Genomic DNA, 15815 nt, shown 5'->3' with positions numbered 1-15815 from the left:
TTTTGATGCGCTATTTGTGCTTCAAATTGCGGCGATGCCGAGAATGCGAGGCGAGTTTCCACGCGCAACGCATACCCTGGCCCAATGCGTGACGATATTATCGCCAACTCTGACGATGTCGATCCGGAGTTCTTTGAGGAACTCGCGCGACGAGGGATCCAGCGCAAGACCGGCATGGCCGAGGACCTCCTGGAGGAGCTCGCGCCGCTGCTCAAAGCCGAGGGAATCGACCTGGATGATCCCGACAACCCGCCGGACCTCGACATCCTGAATGCGGCGATGGCAGTGGCCGTCGAGCGTCGCAACATGGAGCTCTTTACGCCCATTGGCTTGTATCGAGACCTGGCGCTTGCGGTACTCCGCGACATCACAATCGCGATTGCATCCGGTAATGCCGATGACGCCGTAGACATTCACGATTCGATCGAGCCCGAGGAATCGGAGACCCGTCCCGCTGGCTCTCACCTCATTGGCGTCTCGCTCGGGCTGCTCGATGAGTGGTATTCGGATCCTGCCCTCACCCGCGAGTTGGCCCGCGCATCCGTGCCGAAGCTGTTCTCCAAGCCGGGCAGGAATCTCGCGCGCGACATTGTGTCGCTCGCCATGAAGGGACGCGCGACCGCGACGACAGGGCAGCTCATCGCGCGAAACGGCGGCTTTGTCGTCTCCGAAGCCGGTGTGCTCGCAGTCGCGGGTGCGGTGATCGTGATGGCGAAGTCTCGCGGTATGGATGTTGCGTCGCTGGCTACGGAGCTGCTGACCGCGACAGAACTCCCGGCGAACCGGACCGGCGCGGCCTTCATCAAGGAGCCACCCACGGATTTCGGCGGCGAGCCGCTACTGCTGGGATTTCGCGAATGGCTTTCGGCCGGAGGCGGATTCGATGAAGACGCGGAGGTCATTCACCACCTCTTGGTCGACCTGTTCGGCTACATGCGTGAGCAGGGTCGGCCCATCGAGGAGCCCTCGGATGTCGAGATGCTCTCGTATACCTTCGACGAAACGTACCCAGACGCTGACGCGAACCTCATCAGTAACGGTCTGATGGCAATTGATGCACTCGTTCACTTTCACCTCGAGACGTCACCGAACCGAGCCGACTGGGAAGATGTGCACGACGCGATCGAGGCGCCGCCGCTTTCTGAGCTCGACATGAGCGGGCTCGTGGAGTGGGCCGAAGAGGATGCGAAGGGGCTCACGGCCTCGGTGCGCGAGAAGGCGTTTGCAAAGACAAAGCTGTACAAGGCGACGCTCGAGCTCGTGGATTGGCTCGGCGAGAAGGGTCAGCCGGTAACGTCGATCGGCGCACCGCGTCGCGCCGACATTGAGCGGGTTGCGGGGATGCTCGGCATCCGCGCCGTGGGCGTTGCAAAGCGTACTGCTCGCGAGTCGCCGTTCGAAGAGCTGCAGGTCCAGTCGGCGTTCGACATTCGCGAGCTGGTGATGTGGTGGGACGCGCTTCGAGTGAGCGGGGCTATCGAGGTTCTCGCGACGAAGGTAAAGCGTGGCCCGACAGGGAGCAATTGGGACGGAGCGGGATCGGTTCCCGCCGATGCGAGTGACGATCTAATCACGGCTCTCGTCGAAAGCAGGACTTGGTACGAATGCGTATTCGAGGACGAGCCTGGCCAAATAGAGTATGACGATCTCGCGTTGGGGCTGATCGTGGCTCACTTCACGAGCGCGCTCAAAGGCGTGCCACTCATGGATCTCGGCGAAGAGGTAACGGTCGTGATGCTCGCTGAAATGCAGGCACGCCGCGTCCTCAATGACTTTGCCGACCTCGGATTGGTGGAACGACACGGCGAGGAATTCCGGGTGCCCCGCGAGTGGCGGTTGCCAATCGCCCGCGGCCTCGACCAGATCACGCGTCGCCTGCAGACGCTGTAGTCCGCGAGTTACAGCGGCTTGGGTTAGGGTGCACCGAGCTTGTGGGCGACGCCGGCTCGCCCCGAGGTTTCGAGCTTGCGGATGACGTGGCTCACGTGGCTTTCGACGGTGCGTTCTGAGAGGAACAGGCGCGCGGCGATCTCCTTATTCGTGAGCCCTTCCGCCACGAGTCGGGCGACGTCAAGCTCCCGGCGGGTGAGGATGCCGTGGTCACCCCCGTAGCGCTCGAGCAATTGTTGGGCTCGGGCAGCGTGCAGCTTCGCGTGCATCCGCTCGGATTCCTCGAACGCATCCTGGAATTGGTTGCGCGCGGTGACGCGATCGCCGAGGGCGAGTGACAGCAGCCCGAGAAAGCGACTGACGGGACCCTCATACGGTGTCAGGATGCCGCCGGTCACGTGCTGGCCAGCGAGGGGAAGCAACTGCTCGCGCAGAGTGGCCGCAGCTTCTGCATCCTCGGCCGCGAAGCAGAGCTCGGCGAGGGTTGCGAGGGCCACGATCCACTCGCGGGTGTCGGAGGCGATTCGATCGATGTTCGGCCGAATCGCGTGCCAAATTGCGACCGCATCTTCCTTGCGGCCTTGGGCCAGCAGGATGCGCGCATGCCAGGTTTGGGCGAGAAAGGGAGCGTCGGCGATTGCCACGCGGACCAGCGGTTCTATTGCGTCGAGATTCGTGCCGGTTTGGGCGGCGAAGGCGGAGCGCATCACGAGATCGACGAAGATCGCCTCCTCGCTGCCGAGCGACTGGCCGAGTTCGAGCGCCCGATCCATCAGGTCCGTCGCATCCTCGAGGTTGCCATCGAGCAGCGCGACGGATGCGCGACACGCGGCAAGGCGCCAGTGCCAGATCGGCGCATCCAGGCGGCGCACGATCGCACCGAACTCCATGAGGTCGGCGTTCAGTTCCACCCGCTTGCCGAGCTGGCAGTATGCGTCGAGCCGCCACAGGGATGCCCACGCCGCGTCTTCCGTTCGGCCGGAGTTCGCGGCGAGCTCGGCGAGGGCATCCGCGCACTCGAGTCGCGTGTTTACGTCCCTCGCGCCGGCTGCGCGCGAGGCCCGCGCGTGCAGCTCGGCGGAACGACGTTCGGCCTGTTCCTCGTCGAGCCGGTCGGGATCGAGCCGGTCGGGATCGGGCAAGTCGGCGGATGCATACCAAGGGTTTCGAGTGACCTCCATTAACGCGCGCAGTCGGGCGGTTCGATGGGGATCGGTGTCACCGAGCATTCGGATGGCTTCGAGCGCGAGGGTGTGGCGATCGGCCGAGAGATTCCAGGCGCCGACTGAGGGAGCAGTGAGCACGAGGGCAGCGTCAGCGAGGAGCTGCGGGTTGTGAGTCGTGCGACCGATGACCGCGACCTTTTGCGCGAGCTCCCATGCGCGCTGCGGCGAACCATTGCGTGCTTGTACGCGTGCGGCACTGAGTAATTCGACGCTGAGTAGCTCGGAGCCGTGTCGGCCATCGTCGTGCGGCACGTCGCCGTCTAGCTCGGCGTAACTTACCACGTCGCCGTGCGGCTCATCGCCGGGGCGCGCGGAATCACGGTGCGTGTCCGAGTCATCTCCACGTGCGGTACTCATGTCGCCCTCGACAATTGCGTGATTCCACGGATGTGGCTTCGCCGCCCGGCTCGTACCGTCGGTAGTACCGACAACGGAGTCGGAAGGAGAAGGTAATGCAAGCGTACGCCTCGGCGGTGATGCCCGCCTCAAGGAGCATCAGTCTGGGTGGTTGGGTCCTGATCGTTGGTGGTGTGCTGGGCACGTTAATCGGCTTATTGTTGGCAGTCGTGCCGGGTATGGTCGGCAAGGAGGCCTTCAGCTATCCACTCACAGCGGCCGGCCACGCCGCGACACAGGTCTTCCTGTTCGTGCATCACGTCGCGATCGCGTATGGGCTGTACGTGGTGTGGCGATCGGGCTTTGCGGGCAAAGGCAAGCTCGCGGCGGTCGGCGGGATCGGTTCGGTGGTCGTGATGGCGCTCTTCGGCGTCCACGAATTCGTTGTCGCCGGGCTCGCGGAAGCCGTGTACCCGTCGGCGCAGATCGCGCTCGCGGAAGCGGTGTACGGCGTGCTTTCGATCCTCATTGGCGCGATGCTCATCGTGTTCGGTATCGCGGCGATGCGTGGCGGCCAGCTGCACGGCTGGCGTCGATGGATCATCCTGATCCTCGACGTCTACATCTTCGTGCCGCTGCTCCCGCTGACCCTGGTGTCATTCGAGACGGCACGAATCGCGATCGCACTGTGGAACCTGTTATTCGCGGTGCTTGGGTCGGCGCTGTTGCGGTCTGAGCGCAAGCCAGTGCACTGAGGGGTAACGCTAGCCGGAGACGGGGATGACTCCGTCTCCGGTCGCGAGTTCGCACAGCGGATGGCCGCTCAACGCCGCACGGATCGCGCCGCGATGCAACTCGCGCATCGGCGGCAACGTCGAGGCCTGCCACCAGCGCGCATCCAACGCCTCGTCGTCGCCCGCGCCCGGTGATCCGCCCACGTATCGGCAGCGGAAGACGAGCCCGGTGTACTGCGCGAGATCGCCATTCGGATGCGTGACCCGGTCGGTGACGTGCACCTGCGCGAGCCGCTCGACCGCGCACTCGACGCGGGTTTCCTCTCGGGCCTCGCGCACCGCGGCCACGGCAGGATGCTCACCAGGGTCGACGATTCCGGTCACCGGCGCCCAGAGCCCGTCGTCGCTGCGACGTACGAGCAGCACATCCTCGGATGCACGTGCATTCGCATCCGACGCGGCGGGCAGCGCCGACCACGGCTCGAGGCTCCCGAGGTGGCGGTTGGAGCCGACCGTTGGCGCACTCGCCGCGCGCATACTCGCGCTCTCGCGTGCCGCCATGACCGCATCCTGGTGACCGAACGCATCCGTTTGATGAGGCCGCACGACGACGGCCGTGCAGCCGATCAGCCACAGCAGGTCATGACCGATCTTCTCGCGCAGATCCAGGATGAACTCGGGGGTAGGCATGCCGAGAGGCTACCGAGTCAATACGACTGGCGGTATGGGCGTGGTTCTTCTGCGGCGCGATCGGTACCCTCGAAGTATGTCGCAAATCGTCCCGACGCCGGAGTCACTCGCCCTCCGCGAGCTTGTCGACCTGCACCGTGACGAGTTTCAATTGCTGCTCGACAAATACTCCGCAACAAATCCCAGAATGTTTGGTTCCGTCGCCCGCGGGACTGCTCGCGAGGATAGCGACATCGACATCCTCGTCGATATGGACGAAAGGGACGGAAACCTATTAATGCGGGCATCCGGCCTGATGGAAGAAACGCGTGAGTTGTTCAAGCGTGACGACATCGACGTGTTCCCGGCGCAGCTACTTCGGCGTTCGATTTCCGAGTCGGCGCTTCGCGATGCGGTCGCGATATGACTAGAGGCTCTGACCTTCGAATCGTGGCCTCGGCGTTGGACCAAAGTGAGGCCGAGCCAACCTAGTCCGGCCATTGAAGCCGCGCGTCTGAATGGCGTAGTTGCGCTTGTGGGAGCTGCAATTAGGCTCGAGGCATGTCGCTGATCTCCACGATGCCCGAGCACATTCGCGTGCGGGACGCGCGGGTGCACAACCTCAAGTCGGTGGATGTGGATGTGCCGCTCCAGCGGCTGGTCGGGATCGCCGGAGTCTCGGGCTCAGGGAAATCCTCGCTCGCACTCGGGGTGCTGTACGCGGAGGGCTCACGGCGCTACCTCGAGGCACTCTCGACCTATACGCGTCGCCGCATGGCGCAGTCACCGCGGGCGGCGGTCGACTCTGTCGAGCACGTGCCGGCCGCACTCGCGCTGCGCCAGCGACCGGGCGTACCAGACGTCCGCTCGACTTTCGGCACCTCGACCGAGCTGCTCAACGTGCTCCGACTCATGTTCTCGCGGCTCGCATCCCACCTCTGCCCAAACGGCCACCGCGTGCCGCCAACCATCGATGTCGCGGCCGAGGTGCCGTTCGCGTGCCCGACCTGTGGCGAGACAGTGCATCCACCCGGCGCCGAGGCGCTTGCGTTCAACTCGGGCGGGGCGTGCCCGCGGTGCCAGGGCATCGGTGTGGTGCGCACGGTGGACGACGCCGCGCTCGTGCCGGACGAGTCGAAGACGATCGACGAGGGTGCGGTGCTGCCCTGGCAGGTCTTCGGCTTCAACGTGCAGCCCGACATCGTCCGGGAATTCGGCGTGCGCACCGACGTGCCGTGGCGCGAGCTGACCGACGACGAACGCGAGATCGTCTTCGACGGGCCCGAGGAAAAGAAGCACATCACGGTCACGTCGAAGAAGGGCATCCACGAGCTCGACTTCACTTTCCGAAACGCCCGGCTCACCGTCACGGAGGAGCTCAAGCGCGCGGATACCGACAAGCGGCTCGCGAAGGTGAGCCGCTTCCTGCGCGAGGGCACGTGCCCCGAGTGCGGCGGCAGCCGGTTGAGCCCGGCCGCCCGCGCGCCGGAAATCCACGGCCAGAACCTCGCCGAGATTTCGGCGCTGCCGCTCGAGGACGTGCTCGCGTGGGTGCCGACGGTCGCGGATGCGCTGCCCGGGTCGATGCAGGAAATGGCGGCCGCCCTGATCGACACGTTCGAAGGGATGGCCCGCCGGCTCATCGAGCTCGGGCTCGGGTACCTCGCGCTGGACCGCGCGGGCTCGACGCTCTCGACCGGTGAACGACAGCGCGCCCAGCTCGCGCGCAGCGTGCGAAATCGCACCACCGGAGTGCTCTACGTCCTCGACGAGCCGTCGATCGGCCTGCATCCCGCGAACGTCGACGGCCTCATCGGCGTCATGCGCGACCTGCTCGCCGACGGCAACTCCGTGGTGTTCGTGGACCACGACGTGCAGATTCTGCGCGAGGCCGACTGGCTCATCGAGATCGGACCGGGCTCGGGCACCGAGGGCGGCACGGTCATCGCGGAGGGTGAACCTGTCGGCCTCGACGGCGGCTCGCTCCTCGCGGGCTTCCTCACTGGGGATGAACCGGTCGTGATCCGCGAGCGGGCGGCGGCCGACGAGGTATTCGCCCTGGGCACGATCCACCTGGAGACAGAGGCGATCCACACGGTGCATCCGCTGTCGCTCGACATACCCATGGGGCGGCTCACCGCGATCACCGGCGTCTCGGGTTCGGGAAAGAGCACGCTGATTCTCGATTCGCTCGTGCCGGCGGTGCAGGCGCGCAGTGTTGCCCAGGCGCGCAGCGTTGCTCAAGCGAAAAGCTCGGCCAAGGCGAACAGCACGGTCCAGGATGCACGCGAGGACGCGAAACTGCCCGATCACGTCCGCGCGCTCGATGCCCCGGCGGGCCTACGCGTCCAGGTCGTCGACGCGACCCCGATCGGCCTCAACGTGCGCTCGACGGTCGCGACCTACTCCGGCGTGATGGATGAGCTGCGCAAGGTGTTCGCGGCGACCGAGCGGGCCCGAGAAGACGGGCTCACCGCATCCGACTTCTCGTATAACACCGGCTCGCTCGCATGCCCGCGCTGCGAGGGCACGGGGCAGGTCTCGCTCGACATCCAGTTCCTGCCGGACGTCGACATCGAATGCCCGGAGTGCCACGGCAGCCGCTTCGCGCCGCAGGCCGAACGGTACGAGCGCGATGGCATCACGCTGCCGCAGCTCCTCGGATGCACGGTTCGCGAGGCCCTATCTCACACGGCCGACCTCTCCCGGGTGCAGAAGCGGCTCAAGGGTCTCGATGAGCTCGGCCTCGGCTACCTCACGCTTGGGGAGGCGACCCCCGCGCTCTCGGGCGGCGAGGCGCAGCGGCTCAAGCTTGTGAGCCAGATGAATAAGGACCAGTCGGATGCGCTCTTCGTGCTCGACGAGCCGAGCGTGGGCCTGCATCCGCTCGACGTGCGCACGCTGTTGCGGGTGCTCGAGCGACTCACGGAGCGGGGCGGCACGGTCGTCGTGATCGAGCATGACCTCGACGTCGTCGCGAATGCCGACTACATTGTCGACCTCGGGCCCGGAGGCGGTCAGGACGGTGGCCGCATCGTCGCGACGGGCACACCCGATGAGGTCGCCGCGAACGACGCATCCATCACGGGCAACTACTTGGCTCGGCACCTGGCGCGAACTTGAGACAATGTCGGAGGCGACGATTAGCTTCTCACTGAGGGTGCCGTCGCCTTCGAACTCGTGATGAGAGTTATGGATCGTCGTCGCGACCAGCCATAGCAGTGAGCCAATAGGACTGAAGGACAGCAATTGCCGAATACCTCGATCGATCACGCACGTATCGTCTCGCTCATTTGGGGTATCGCGGATGATGTGCTGCGTGACTTGTACGTGCGGGGTAAATACCGGGATGTGATCCTGCCGTTCACGGTCATTCGCCGACTCGACAGCGTGCTTGAGCCGACCCGTGATGCGGTGATGAACATGAAGGCGAAGCTCGACGACGCTGGCATCGCGAATCAGGATGGGCCGCTGCGGGCCGCGGCTGGTCAGCATTTTTACAACACGTCAGGATTCACGCTCAAGGACCTTCGTAATCGGGCAAACGCCACGCGCTTGCGCCAAGATTTCGAGGCGTACCTCGACGGCTTCTCCCCGAATGTGCAAGAAATCATCGACAACTTCGAGTTGCGCCACCAGCTGCCGCGGCTCACGAAGGCGGATGCGCTCGGGTCGCTCATCGAGAAATTCCTACAGCCAGACCTCGACTTGTCTCCGAATGGCATCGACAACCATGGCATGGGCACGGTGTTCGAGGAGCTCGTCCGGAAATTCAATGAAGAAAACAACGAAGAGGCGGGTGAGCACTGGACCCCGCGTGACGCGGTTCGCCTCATGACTCGACTCATGTTCGAGCCAGTCGCGGATGCGATTCCCTCGGGTACCTATCGGCTGTACGACGGTGCCATGGGTACTGGCGGGATGCTCACGGTTGCCGAAGAGACGCTGCGGCACCTCACGGAGCCGAAGGGTAAGAAGGTCTCTACGCACCTGTACGGCCAGGAGATCAACGCCGAGACGTACGCGATCGCGAAGGCCGACCTGATCCTGAAGGGTGACGGCGACGCGGCCGACAACATCAAGGGTGGGCCGGAATACTCGACGCTCTCGAACGATGCGTTTGCGGGTCAAGAGTTCGACTTCATGCTCTCGAATCCGCCGTACGGCAAGAGCTGGAAGACCGACCAGGAGCGTCTTGGCGGGGCGAAGCGCATCATCGACCCGCGCTTCGTCGTTGAGCACAATGGTGATCCGGAATACTCGCTTGTGACTCGCAGCAGCGATGGCCAGCTGATGTTCCTGGTGAACCTGATCGCGAAGATGAAGCAGAGCACGGAGCTGGGTTCGCGGATCGCGTCCGTGCATAACGGCTCGTCGCTGTTTACGGGGGATGCTGGCCAGGGTGAGAGCAATATCCGCCGCTGGATCATCGAGAACGACTGGCTGGAAGCGATCGTCGCGCTCCCGCTGAAGATGTTCTACAACACCGGTATCGCAACCTACGTGTGGGTGCTTTCGAACCGCAAGGAGGAGCGCCGCAAGGGCAAGGTGCAGCTCATCAATGCCACCGACTGGTTCACGCCGTTGCGGAAAAACCTCGGGGAGAAAGGCGTGGAAGTTACGCAGTCGGATGCTGACAAGGTGCTGGAAGCCTTCAACGCGTTCGAGGCGTACGACGATCCCGATCATTCGAAGGTCTTCGATGGCGTCGACTTCGGCTACACCAAGATCACGGTTGAGCGTCCGCTGCGCATCGCGGGCATCGACCCGAACAGAGTGTATTCGGCCAAAGAAATCAAGCAACTCAAGGAACACGGGGTTCGCGACGAGTCTGCGCCGCCGGTCATCAGGAAAGCGCTGCCGTTTGCGGCGACTATGGACCCTCTGTATGGACGTTACGAGGCCGAGGTAGGTGGCCGGATGCGCGTGGTCGAATACGAGCCCGACACTGAGTTGCGCGATACCGAGCAGGTGCCGCTGACCGAGCCTTCGGGAGACTACGCCGACGGCGTTGAGGCGTTCTTCCGTCGCGAGGTCGAACCGTACGCTCCGGATGCGTGGATCGACGACTCGAAAACAAAGGTCGGCTATGAGATCTCCTTCACCCGACACTTCTATAAGCCCGCGCCGATGCGCACGCTCGCCGAGATTCAGGCCGATATCCGCGCGCTGGAGGCAGAAACCGAAGACCTCATTGCTGAGATCGCTGGTGATCACTGATGGGATCTCGAATGTTTTCTCTTCCAAGAAGCGATAGAGCGGGTGACGGTTGGCAGAAGCGGTCTCTGCGCTCGATACTCACGCCTCGGAGTGAGCGAAATCGCCCGGATCTGCCGCTGCTCACTGTGGCAAGGGAACGCGGAGTGTTCGTACGGTCAAAGGATGATGCCAATCACAATGTGATCCCGGAGGACCTCAGCAATTACAAAGTCGCGCGCGAAGGCGACCTTGTCATCAACAAGATGAAGGCGTGGCAGGGTTCTCTTGGGCTCGCTCCTGTTGACGGGATAGTCAGCCCCGCATACTTCGTGTTTGAAGCAGAGTTTGCGAATCTCAAGTTCGGTGAGTATCTATTACGAAGTAAGCCGTTTGTCGCCAAATTCGCTGCTGCGTCTGATGGTGTTCGGATTGGACAATGGGATCTCGATATTCCTCGCATGCGCAACATCGAGGTGATCCTGCCGTCCCAGGACGAGCAGGCAGCGATCGTGAAGTACCTCGCCCACGCGAACGCCCGCATCGACAAGGCCATCACCGCCAAGCGCCGCCTCATCGCCCTCCTTGAAGAGCAGAGGGGGAAAGTCGTCCGTGACATTCTTGCTGGTCGTCTAACACTTGGAGAAACTTCTTCGGTGACGATTCAAGGCTGGACGACTAAGCGTTTGAAGTGGGTTACTCGACTCCAGCGTGGTTACGACCTTCCTGCAGATAAGCGTCGACCCGGTGCATTCCCAGTTATTTCTTCCGGTGGTGTCATTGGGACGCACGATGAGCCGCGGGCATCGGGGCCTGGTGTGGTCATGGGTAGGTATGGTTCGACAGACGCGGTTTTCTTCGTCGAGTCCGATTTTTGGCCCCACAACACATCCCTATTCGTTACAGACTTTCAAGGTAATGATCCGATGTGGTGTTATTGGACGTTGCGCTCGATCGGGAAGTCAAAGTACTCAGGCAAGTCTGCAGTTCCAGGAATTGACCGAAAAGATCTTTTCGATATACCCATCGCAGTTCCACCTCGACAAGTACAGCAACTAATGGTAGGTGAAATCGAACGCGAGAATGTTGACATTGACCGGCTTGTTCGTAGATCCAACCGGGAAACCGATCTCCTCCAAGAGTTTCGAACTCGCCTAGTCGCCGACGTCGTAACAGGACAGGTCGACGTTCGGGCAATCGCGGCTACACTCCCCGATGCCCCCGAAGCGGTCGCTGATCTCGTCAGTGATTCTGACGACGAATTGATCGAAGCCTTGGAGACTGCCGATGTGTAGCGACTCGATCTATCCGCGTGTGACGTTGAGTGTTACGATTTAGGTAACACGATGGAACTGCGCTACGCGGACAACGAGCTGGAGCGTCGCTGCACCGACGCGCGTCATATGCAACGCAAACTCGGCGCGCAGGTGGCCAAAGCCCTACGCCTTCGGCTCGATGAACTGCGTAACGCCGCTGAGATGAGCGACCTTCTCTTCTTTGCCGGCAGGTGGGAGGAGCTGAAGGGCGATCGAGCTGGCCAGTGGTCAGGGCGATTGACCGCAAACTGGCGACTCATCGTGAGCCCTGACGACGGGGCCATCACCGTACTCGTCATCGAAATCACCGACTACCACAAACGGTAACGACCACGCCCTTCAAGAAAGGAGCATCGCCATGACCGCATTACCTAACTACGCCGTTGCTCCAGGCGAGCACATTGCCGAATGGCTCGATGATCAGGGCATCAACGCCGCGGAACTCGCTCGCCGTCTCGGCGTGACACCGAAGCACGTCTCGGAACTGCTCGCAGGCAAGGCGCCGCTCTCCGCAACGGTCGCCCTCGGCCTCGAGCGGGTGACGGGCATCCCGGCCCGAATCTGGAATCGATTCGAAGCCACCTTCCGTGAAGACCTCGCGCGCCTCGCGGAAGACGACAAGCTGAAGGCACAGTACGACCAGGCGAAGCAATTTCCGCTCTCTTACCTGCGAAGGTGGGGATTCATCGAAGCGTCGGCGCATGACAAGGCGGGCAATGTCCGTGGACTGCTCTCGATTCTACGAATCGGTCACCTGGACGCATTCGACAACACTTGGGTGCACTCCAAAGTGGCCTACCGCAAGGCCACGCTCAAGAACGACAAGTCGCACGAGCAGGCCATCTGGCTCGCCCTCGGCGAGCTTCAGGCAGGCCTCGACGACCTTCCCGACTACGACGAGGCCGCACTTCAAGCACTCATTCCGCGGCTCCGCACGTTCACCGCGGAACCGAATCCTGTCGCTGCCATTGCCGACGCCAAGGCGCTCCTCAGGGAGGTCGGCGTTGCCTTGAGTCTCATCCCACCCATCCCAGGCTTTGGCGTTGACGGTGCCACCCGCTGGATACAGGGCCACCCGGTCATGCAACTTTCCGTGCGCGGAAAGAAAGACGACCAGCTCTGGTTCACGCTCTTTCACGAACTCGGGCACGTGCTGTTGCACGGCCACAACACCCTCTTTCTGCATGGCGTTGGCGACGGCGCAGAAACCGAGGCCGACGAATTCGCGGCTCTGACGCTCGTACCCGCGCAGTATCGTGATCGGCTCCCGAGCGGCCGCAACATCGACGCGGTGCGTGAGCTCGCGGCCGAACTCGGCATCGCGCCGAGCATCGTCCTCGGCCAGGCGCAGCGCATCACGGAGGATTACGCGTGGGGTCAGCAACTGAAAGTTACGCTGAACTGGGATTCGGGCTCCGCAGATTCGGACTCGGCGAGTTCACGCTCGGCGGGTACAGACGCGGCGAACAACTAGGGGAATAGGCGTGCGGCGACTCAATGAAGAGAACCTCGAGGCGGTCATCGTCGAGCAGATGACTGCCGGCGGCTGGAACGAAGGCCGAGCTGCCGACTTCGACGCCTCCTACGCGCTCGATCTCACCGAGTTCGCCGCATTTATTGCCGCGACCCAGCCAAGCCTCGTCGAGCCGCTCGGGCTCGGCGAAGAATCGCCAACCCGCCATAAGTTCCTCGCCCGACTTCAGGGCGAAATAACGAAGCGCGGCATCGTGCACTTGCTCCGGAACGGCGTCGAACACCTCGGGAATCACGTGGACCTCTACTATCCGACGCCCACCGACGGCAACGCCGACGCCGCAGCGAAGTTCGCCGCGAACCGCTACACCATCACCCGCCAGGTCCACCACAGCATCAGCAAACCCGGCGACGCCATTGACCTCGTCGCTTCCGTCAACGGCCTGCCGGTGTTCACCTTCGAACTCAAGAACAGCATTACCAAGCAGACCGTTGACGACGCGGTGCAGCAATACCAACGTGATCGGGACCCTCGCGACCCGCTCTTCGGGTTTGGACGAACCATTGCCCACTTCGCGCTCGACGACCAGCGGGTGAAATTCAGCACCCAGTTGAAGGGCAAAGCATCCTGGTTCCTGCCGTTTGACCAGGGATACAACGATGGTGCCGGAAACCCGCCGAACCCCATGGGCATCCAGACCGACTACCTGTGGCGACGCATCATTGCACCGAAAAGCTTGGCCGGGATCATCGAAAACTACGCGCAGATCGTCGAGGAGCGAAACCCCAGGACCGGCAAGAAAACGCGCAAGGCGATCTTCCCGCGGTACCACCAGCTCGACGTCGTCCGGAAGCTGCTCGCTGACGTCGCCGCAAACGGCGCCGGGCAGCGCTACCTCATCCAGCACTCCGCCGGGAGCGGCAAATCGAACTCGATCGCGTGGCTCACCCACCAGCTCACCGAAACGACCCACGGGGGCAAGATCGCGTTCGACTCGATCATCGTCGTGACCGACCGCATCATCCTCGACAATCAGCTCACGCAGACCATCAAGTCCTTCCTGCAGGTCGGTTCGACCGTGATGCACGCCGACCGCTCGGGAGATCTCCGTCGCGCAATCACCGCCGGCAAGAAGATCATTATCACGACCGTGCAAAAGTTCCCCTACATCCTCGACGACATCGGGACCGAGCACCGCGATCGCACCTTCGCGATCATCATCGACGAGGCACACTCTTCGCAAGGAACGAAGACCTCCGCGGCCGTCTCCCGCGCTCTGGCTGGTATCGAATCCGCGGATGACGAAGAAGTTACCTTCGAGGACGAGATCAACGCGATCATCGAGGGCAAGAAAATGCTCTCGAACGCGAGCTACTTCGCCTTCACTGCGACCCCGAAAAACAAGACGCTGCAGATGTTCGGCAACCCGGTTGCCCGGCTCGACGGCAGCATTGGGTACGAGCCGTTCCACAGCTACACGATGAAGCAAGCCATTCAAGAGGGCTTCATCATGGATGTGCTGGCAAACTACACTCCGGTCGGAAGCTATTACCGGCTGATGAAAACCGTTGCGGACGACCCCGAGTTCGACGCCAAACGCGCATCCAAGAAGCTGCGAGCGTATGTGGAAGGCAACGAACACGCGATTGCGCAGAAATCCGCGATCATGGTCGAGCACTTCCTCGATCAGGTCATCGCCAAGCAGAAGGTCGGTGGCCAGGCGCGGGCAATGATCGTGACCTCATCGATCGATCGCTGCATCCAGTATTTTCACGCGGTCCGGGATGCGCTCGCCGAACGGAAGAGCCCCTACAAGGCCGTCGTGGCATTCTCGGGGGAGCACGAGTACCTCGGCGACAATGTCACCGAAGCAAGCTTGAACGGATTCCCTTCGAGGGCCATCGCGGAGAAGATTCAGCAAGACCCGTTCCGCATCCTCGTCGTGGCCAACAAATTCCAGACAGGCTACGACGAACCGCTCCTGCACACCATGTACGTCGATAAGACCCTCTCGGACGTGCTCGCTGTCCAGACCCTCTCGCGACTGAACCGGGCGCATCCCGCCAAGCGCGACACCTTCGTGCTCGACTTCGCGAACGATGCCGAAGCCATCAAGCGCGCCTTCGACCCGTACTACCGCACTACGGTGCTGTCGCAAGAGACAGACGCCAATAAGCTGCACGATCTCATCAACGATCTCGATGGCTTCGGCGTCTACACGACTGAGCAAGTTGATGAGTTCGTCGAGCGGTATCTCGCCGGTGTTGATGTCGCTGAGCTCTACTCGATCTTGGATGCATCGGTCACGGAATACTCTGAGTTGCTCGACGAAGAGGACCAGGTGAAGTTCAAGGGTGATGCCAAAGCATTCCTGCGCACCTACAACTTCCTCTCCACGGTGCTTCCGTACGGCAGCGTGGAATGGGAGAAGCGTTCGATCTTTCTCGACAACCTGGTGCCGAGGCTGCCCGCGCCTCGAGAGGAAGACCTGAGCTTCGGCATCCTCGAGAACATCGACCTCGAATCGTATCGAGCCGAGAAGGCTGTCGCGATGCAGATCGTCCTCGAGGACGAGGACGGAGTGCTCGAGCCTGTTCCGGCGACGGGTGGCGGCCTCGGCTCGGACCCCGAGCTAGAGCGGCTCTCGGCGATTGTGAAGAGCTTCAACGAGCACTTCGGCAATATCGACTGGGAGGATGCGGACCGCATCCAGCAGCGCATCACGGAGGAGATCCCTCGCCTTGTCTCGCAAGATGAGGCCTACCGGAATGCGCAGGCGAATAATGACCCGACGAACGCTCGCGTCGAAAGCGACCGCGCGCTCAGCAAGGCCATGTTCAGCCTGATCGCCGACGAGACGCAGCTCTTTAAGGCCTTCCAGGATAACGAGAGCTTCAAGCATGGCTCGAAGAGGCGGTCTTCAGAGCGACTTACAAGAAGAGTGCCTGAGCTCCGAGGCTGTCATAGGTAGTGA

General features: G+C 62.5%; 11 protein-coding genes. 9 read left to right on the top strand and 2 right to left on the bottom strand.

Annotation, left to right across the window (positions count from 1 at the left end; genetic code table 11):
- Nucleotides 1–84 precede the first annotated feature (84 nt).
- Nucleotides 85–1890 (top strand): hypothetical protein, encoded by a 1806-nt coding sequence (locus GMOLON4_RS11940; RefSeq protein ID WP_026937094.1) that lies wholly within the window; start codon nt 85–87, stop codon nt 1888–1890.
- A 23-nt stretch (nt 1891–1913) separates the two neighbouring features.
- Here GMOLON4_RS11940 and GMOLON4_RS11935 read toward each other — a convergent pair whose 3' ends face one another.
- On the bottom strand, nt 1914–3473 hold the full coding sequence (locus GMOLON4_RS11935; protein WP_026937095.1) for a helix-turn-helix transcriptional regulator: 1560 nt from the start codon (nt 3471–3473) through the stop codon (nt 1914–1916).
- A gap of 95 nt (nt 3474–3568) precedes the next feature.
- Here GMOLON4_RS11935 and GMOLON4_RS11930 point away from each other — a divergent pair, with 95 nt between their 5' ends.
- Complete coding sequence (locus GMOLON4_RS11930) at nt 3569–4207, top strand: hypothetical protein (protein WP_026937096.1); 639 nt, start codon at nt 3569–3571, stop codon at nt 4205–4207.
- 9 nt (nt 4208–4216) lie between these two features.
- Here GMOLON4_RS11930 and GMOLON4_RS11925 read toward each other — a convergent pair whose 3' ends face one another.
- Nucleotides 4217–4876, bottom strand: coding sequence for an NUDIX hydrolase (locus GMOLON4_RS11925; RefSeq protein ID WP_051266908.1), 660 nt, complete (start codon nt 4874–4876; stop codon nt 4217–4219).
- A gap of 76 nt (nt 4877–4952) precedes the next feature.
- On the opposite strand from GMOLON4_RS11925, the gene GMOLON4_RS11920 reads away from it, so the two are divergent.
- From GMOLON4_RS11920 to GMOLON4_RS11890, 7 genes are all read left to right on the top strand, one after another.
- The gene (locus GMOLON4_RS11920) at nt 4953–5282 is read left to right on the top strand and encodes a nucleotidyltransferase family protein (protein ID WP_026937097.1); all 330 of its coding nucleotides are present in this window, start codon (nt 4953–4955) and stop codon (nt 5280–5282) included.
- Between the two features lie 134 nt (nt 5283–5416).
- Entirely contained in the window at nt 5417–7978 is a 2562-nt protein-coding gene (locus GMOLON4_RS11915; protein ID WP_026937098.1) for an excinuclease ABC subunit UvrA, read from the top strand.
- Between the two features lie 126 nt (nt 7979–8104).
- Entirely contained in the window at nt 8105–10075 is a 1971-nt protein-coding gene (locus GMOLON4_RS11910) for a type I restriction-modification system subunit M (RefSeq protein ID WP_026937099.1), read from the top strand.
- Nucleotides 10076–10086: 11 nt separating this feature from the next.
- Entirely contained in the window at nt 10087–11346 is a 1260-nt protein-coding gene (locus GMOLON4_RS11905; RefSeq protein ID WP_146137509.1) for a restriction endonuclease subunit S, read from the top strand.
- 51 nt (nt 11347–11397) lie between these two features.
- Entirely contained in the window at nt 11398–11694 is a 297-nt protein-coding gene (locus GMOLON4_RS11900) for a type II toxin-antitoxin system RelE/ParE family toxin (RefSeq protein WP_026937100.1), read from the top strand.
- Nucleotides 11695–11725: 31 nt separating this feature from the next.
- A complete protein-coding gene (locus tag GMOLON4_RS11895; protein WP_084147535.1) occupies nt 11726–12841 on the top strand; it encodes an ImmA/IrrE family metallo-endopeptidase in 1116 nt (371 codons plus the stop codon).
- A gap of 10 nt (nt 12842–12851) precedes the next feature.
- Complete coding sequence (locus GMOLON4_RS11890) at nt 12852–15812, top strand: type I restriction endonuclease subunit R (protein WP_265576752.1); 2961 nt, start codon at nt 12852–12854, stop codon at nt 15810–15812.
- Nucleotides 15813–15815 lie beyond the last annotated feature (3 nt).

Source organism: Gulosibacter molinativorax, assembly GCF_003010915.2.
GTDB lineage: Bacteria > Actinomycetota > Actinomycetes > Actinomycetales > Microbacteriaceae > Gulosibacter > Gulosibacter molinativorax.
This window is presented reverse-complemented; position numbering and strand designations above follow the sequence as displayed.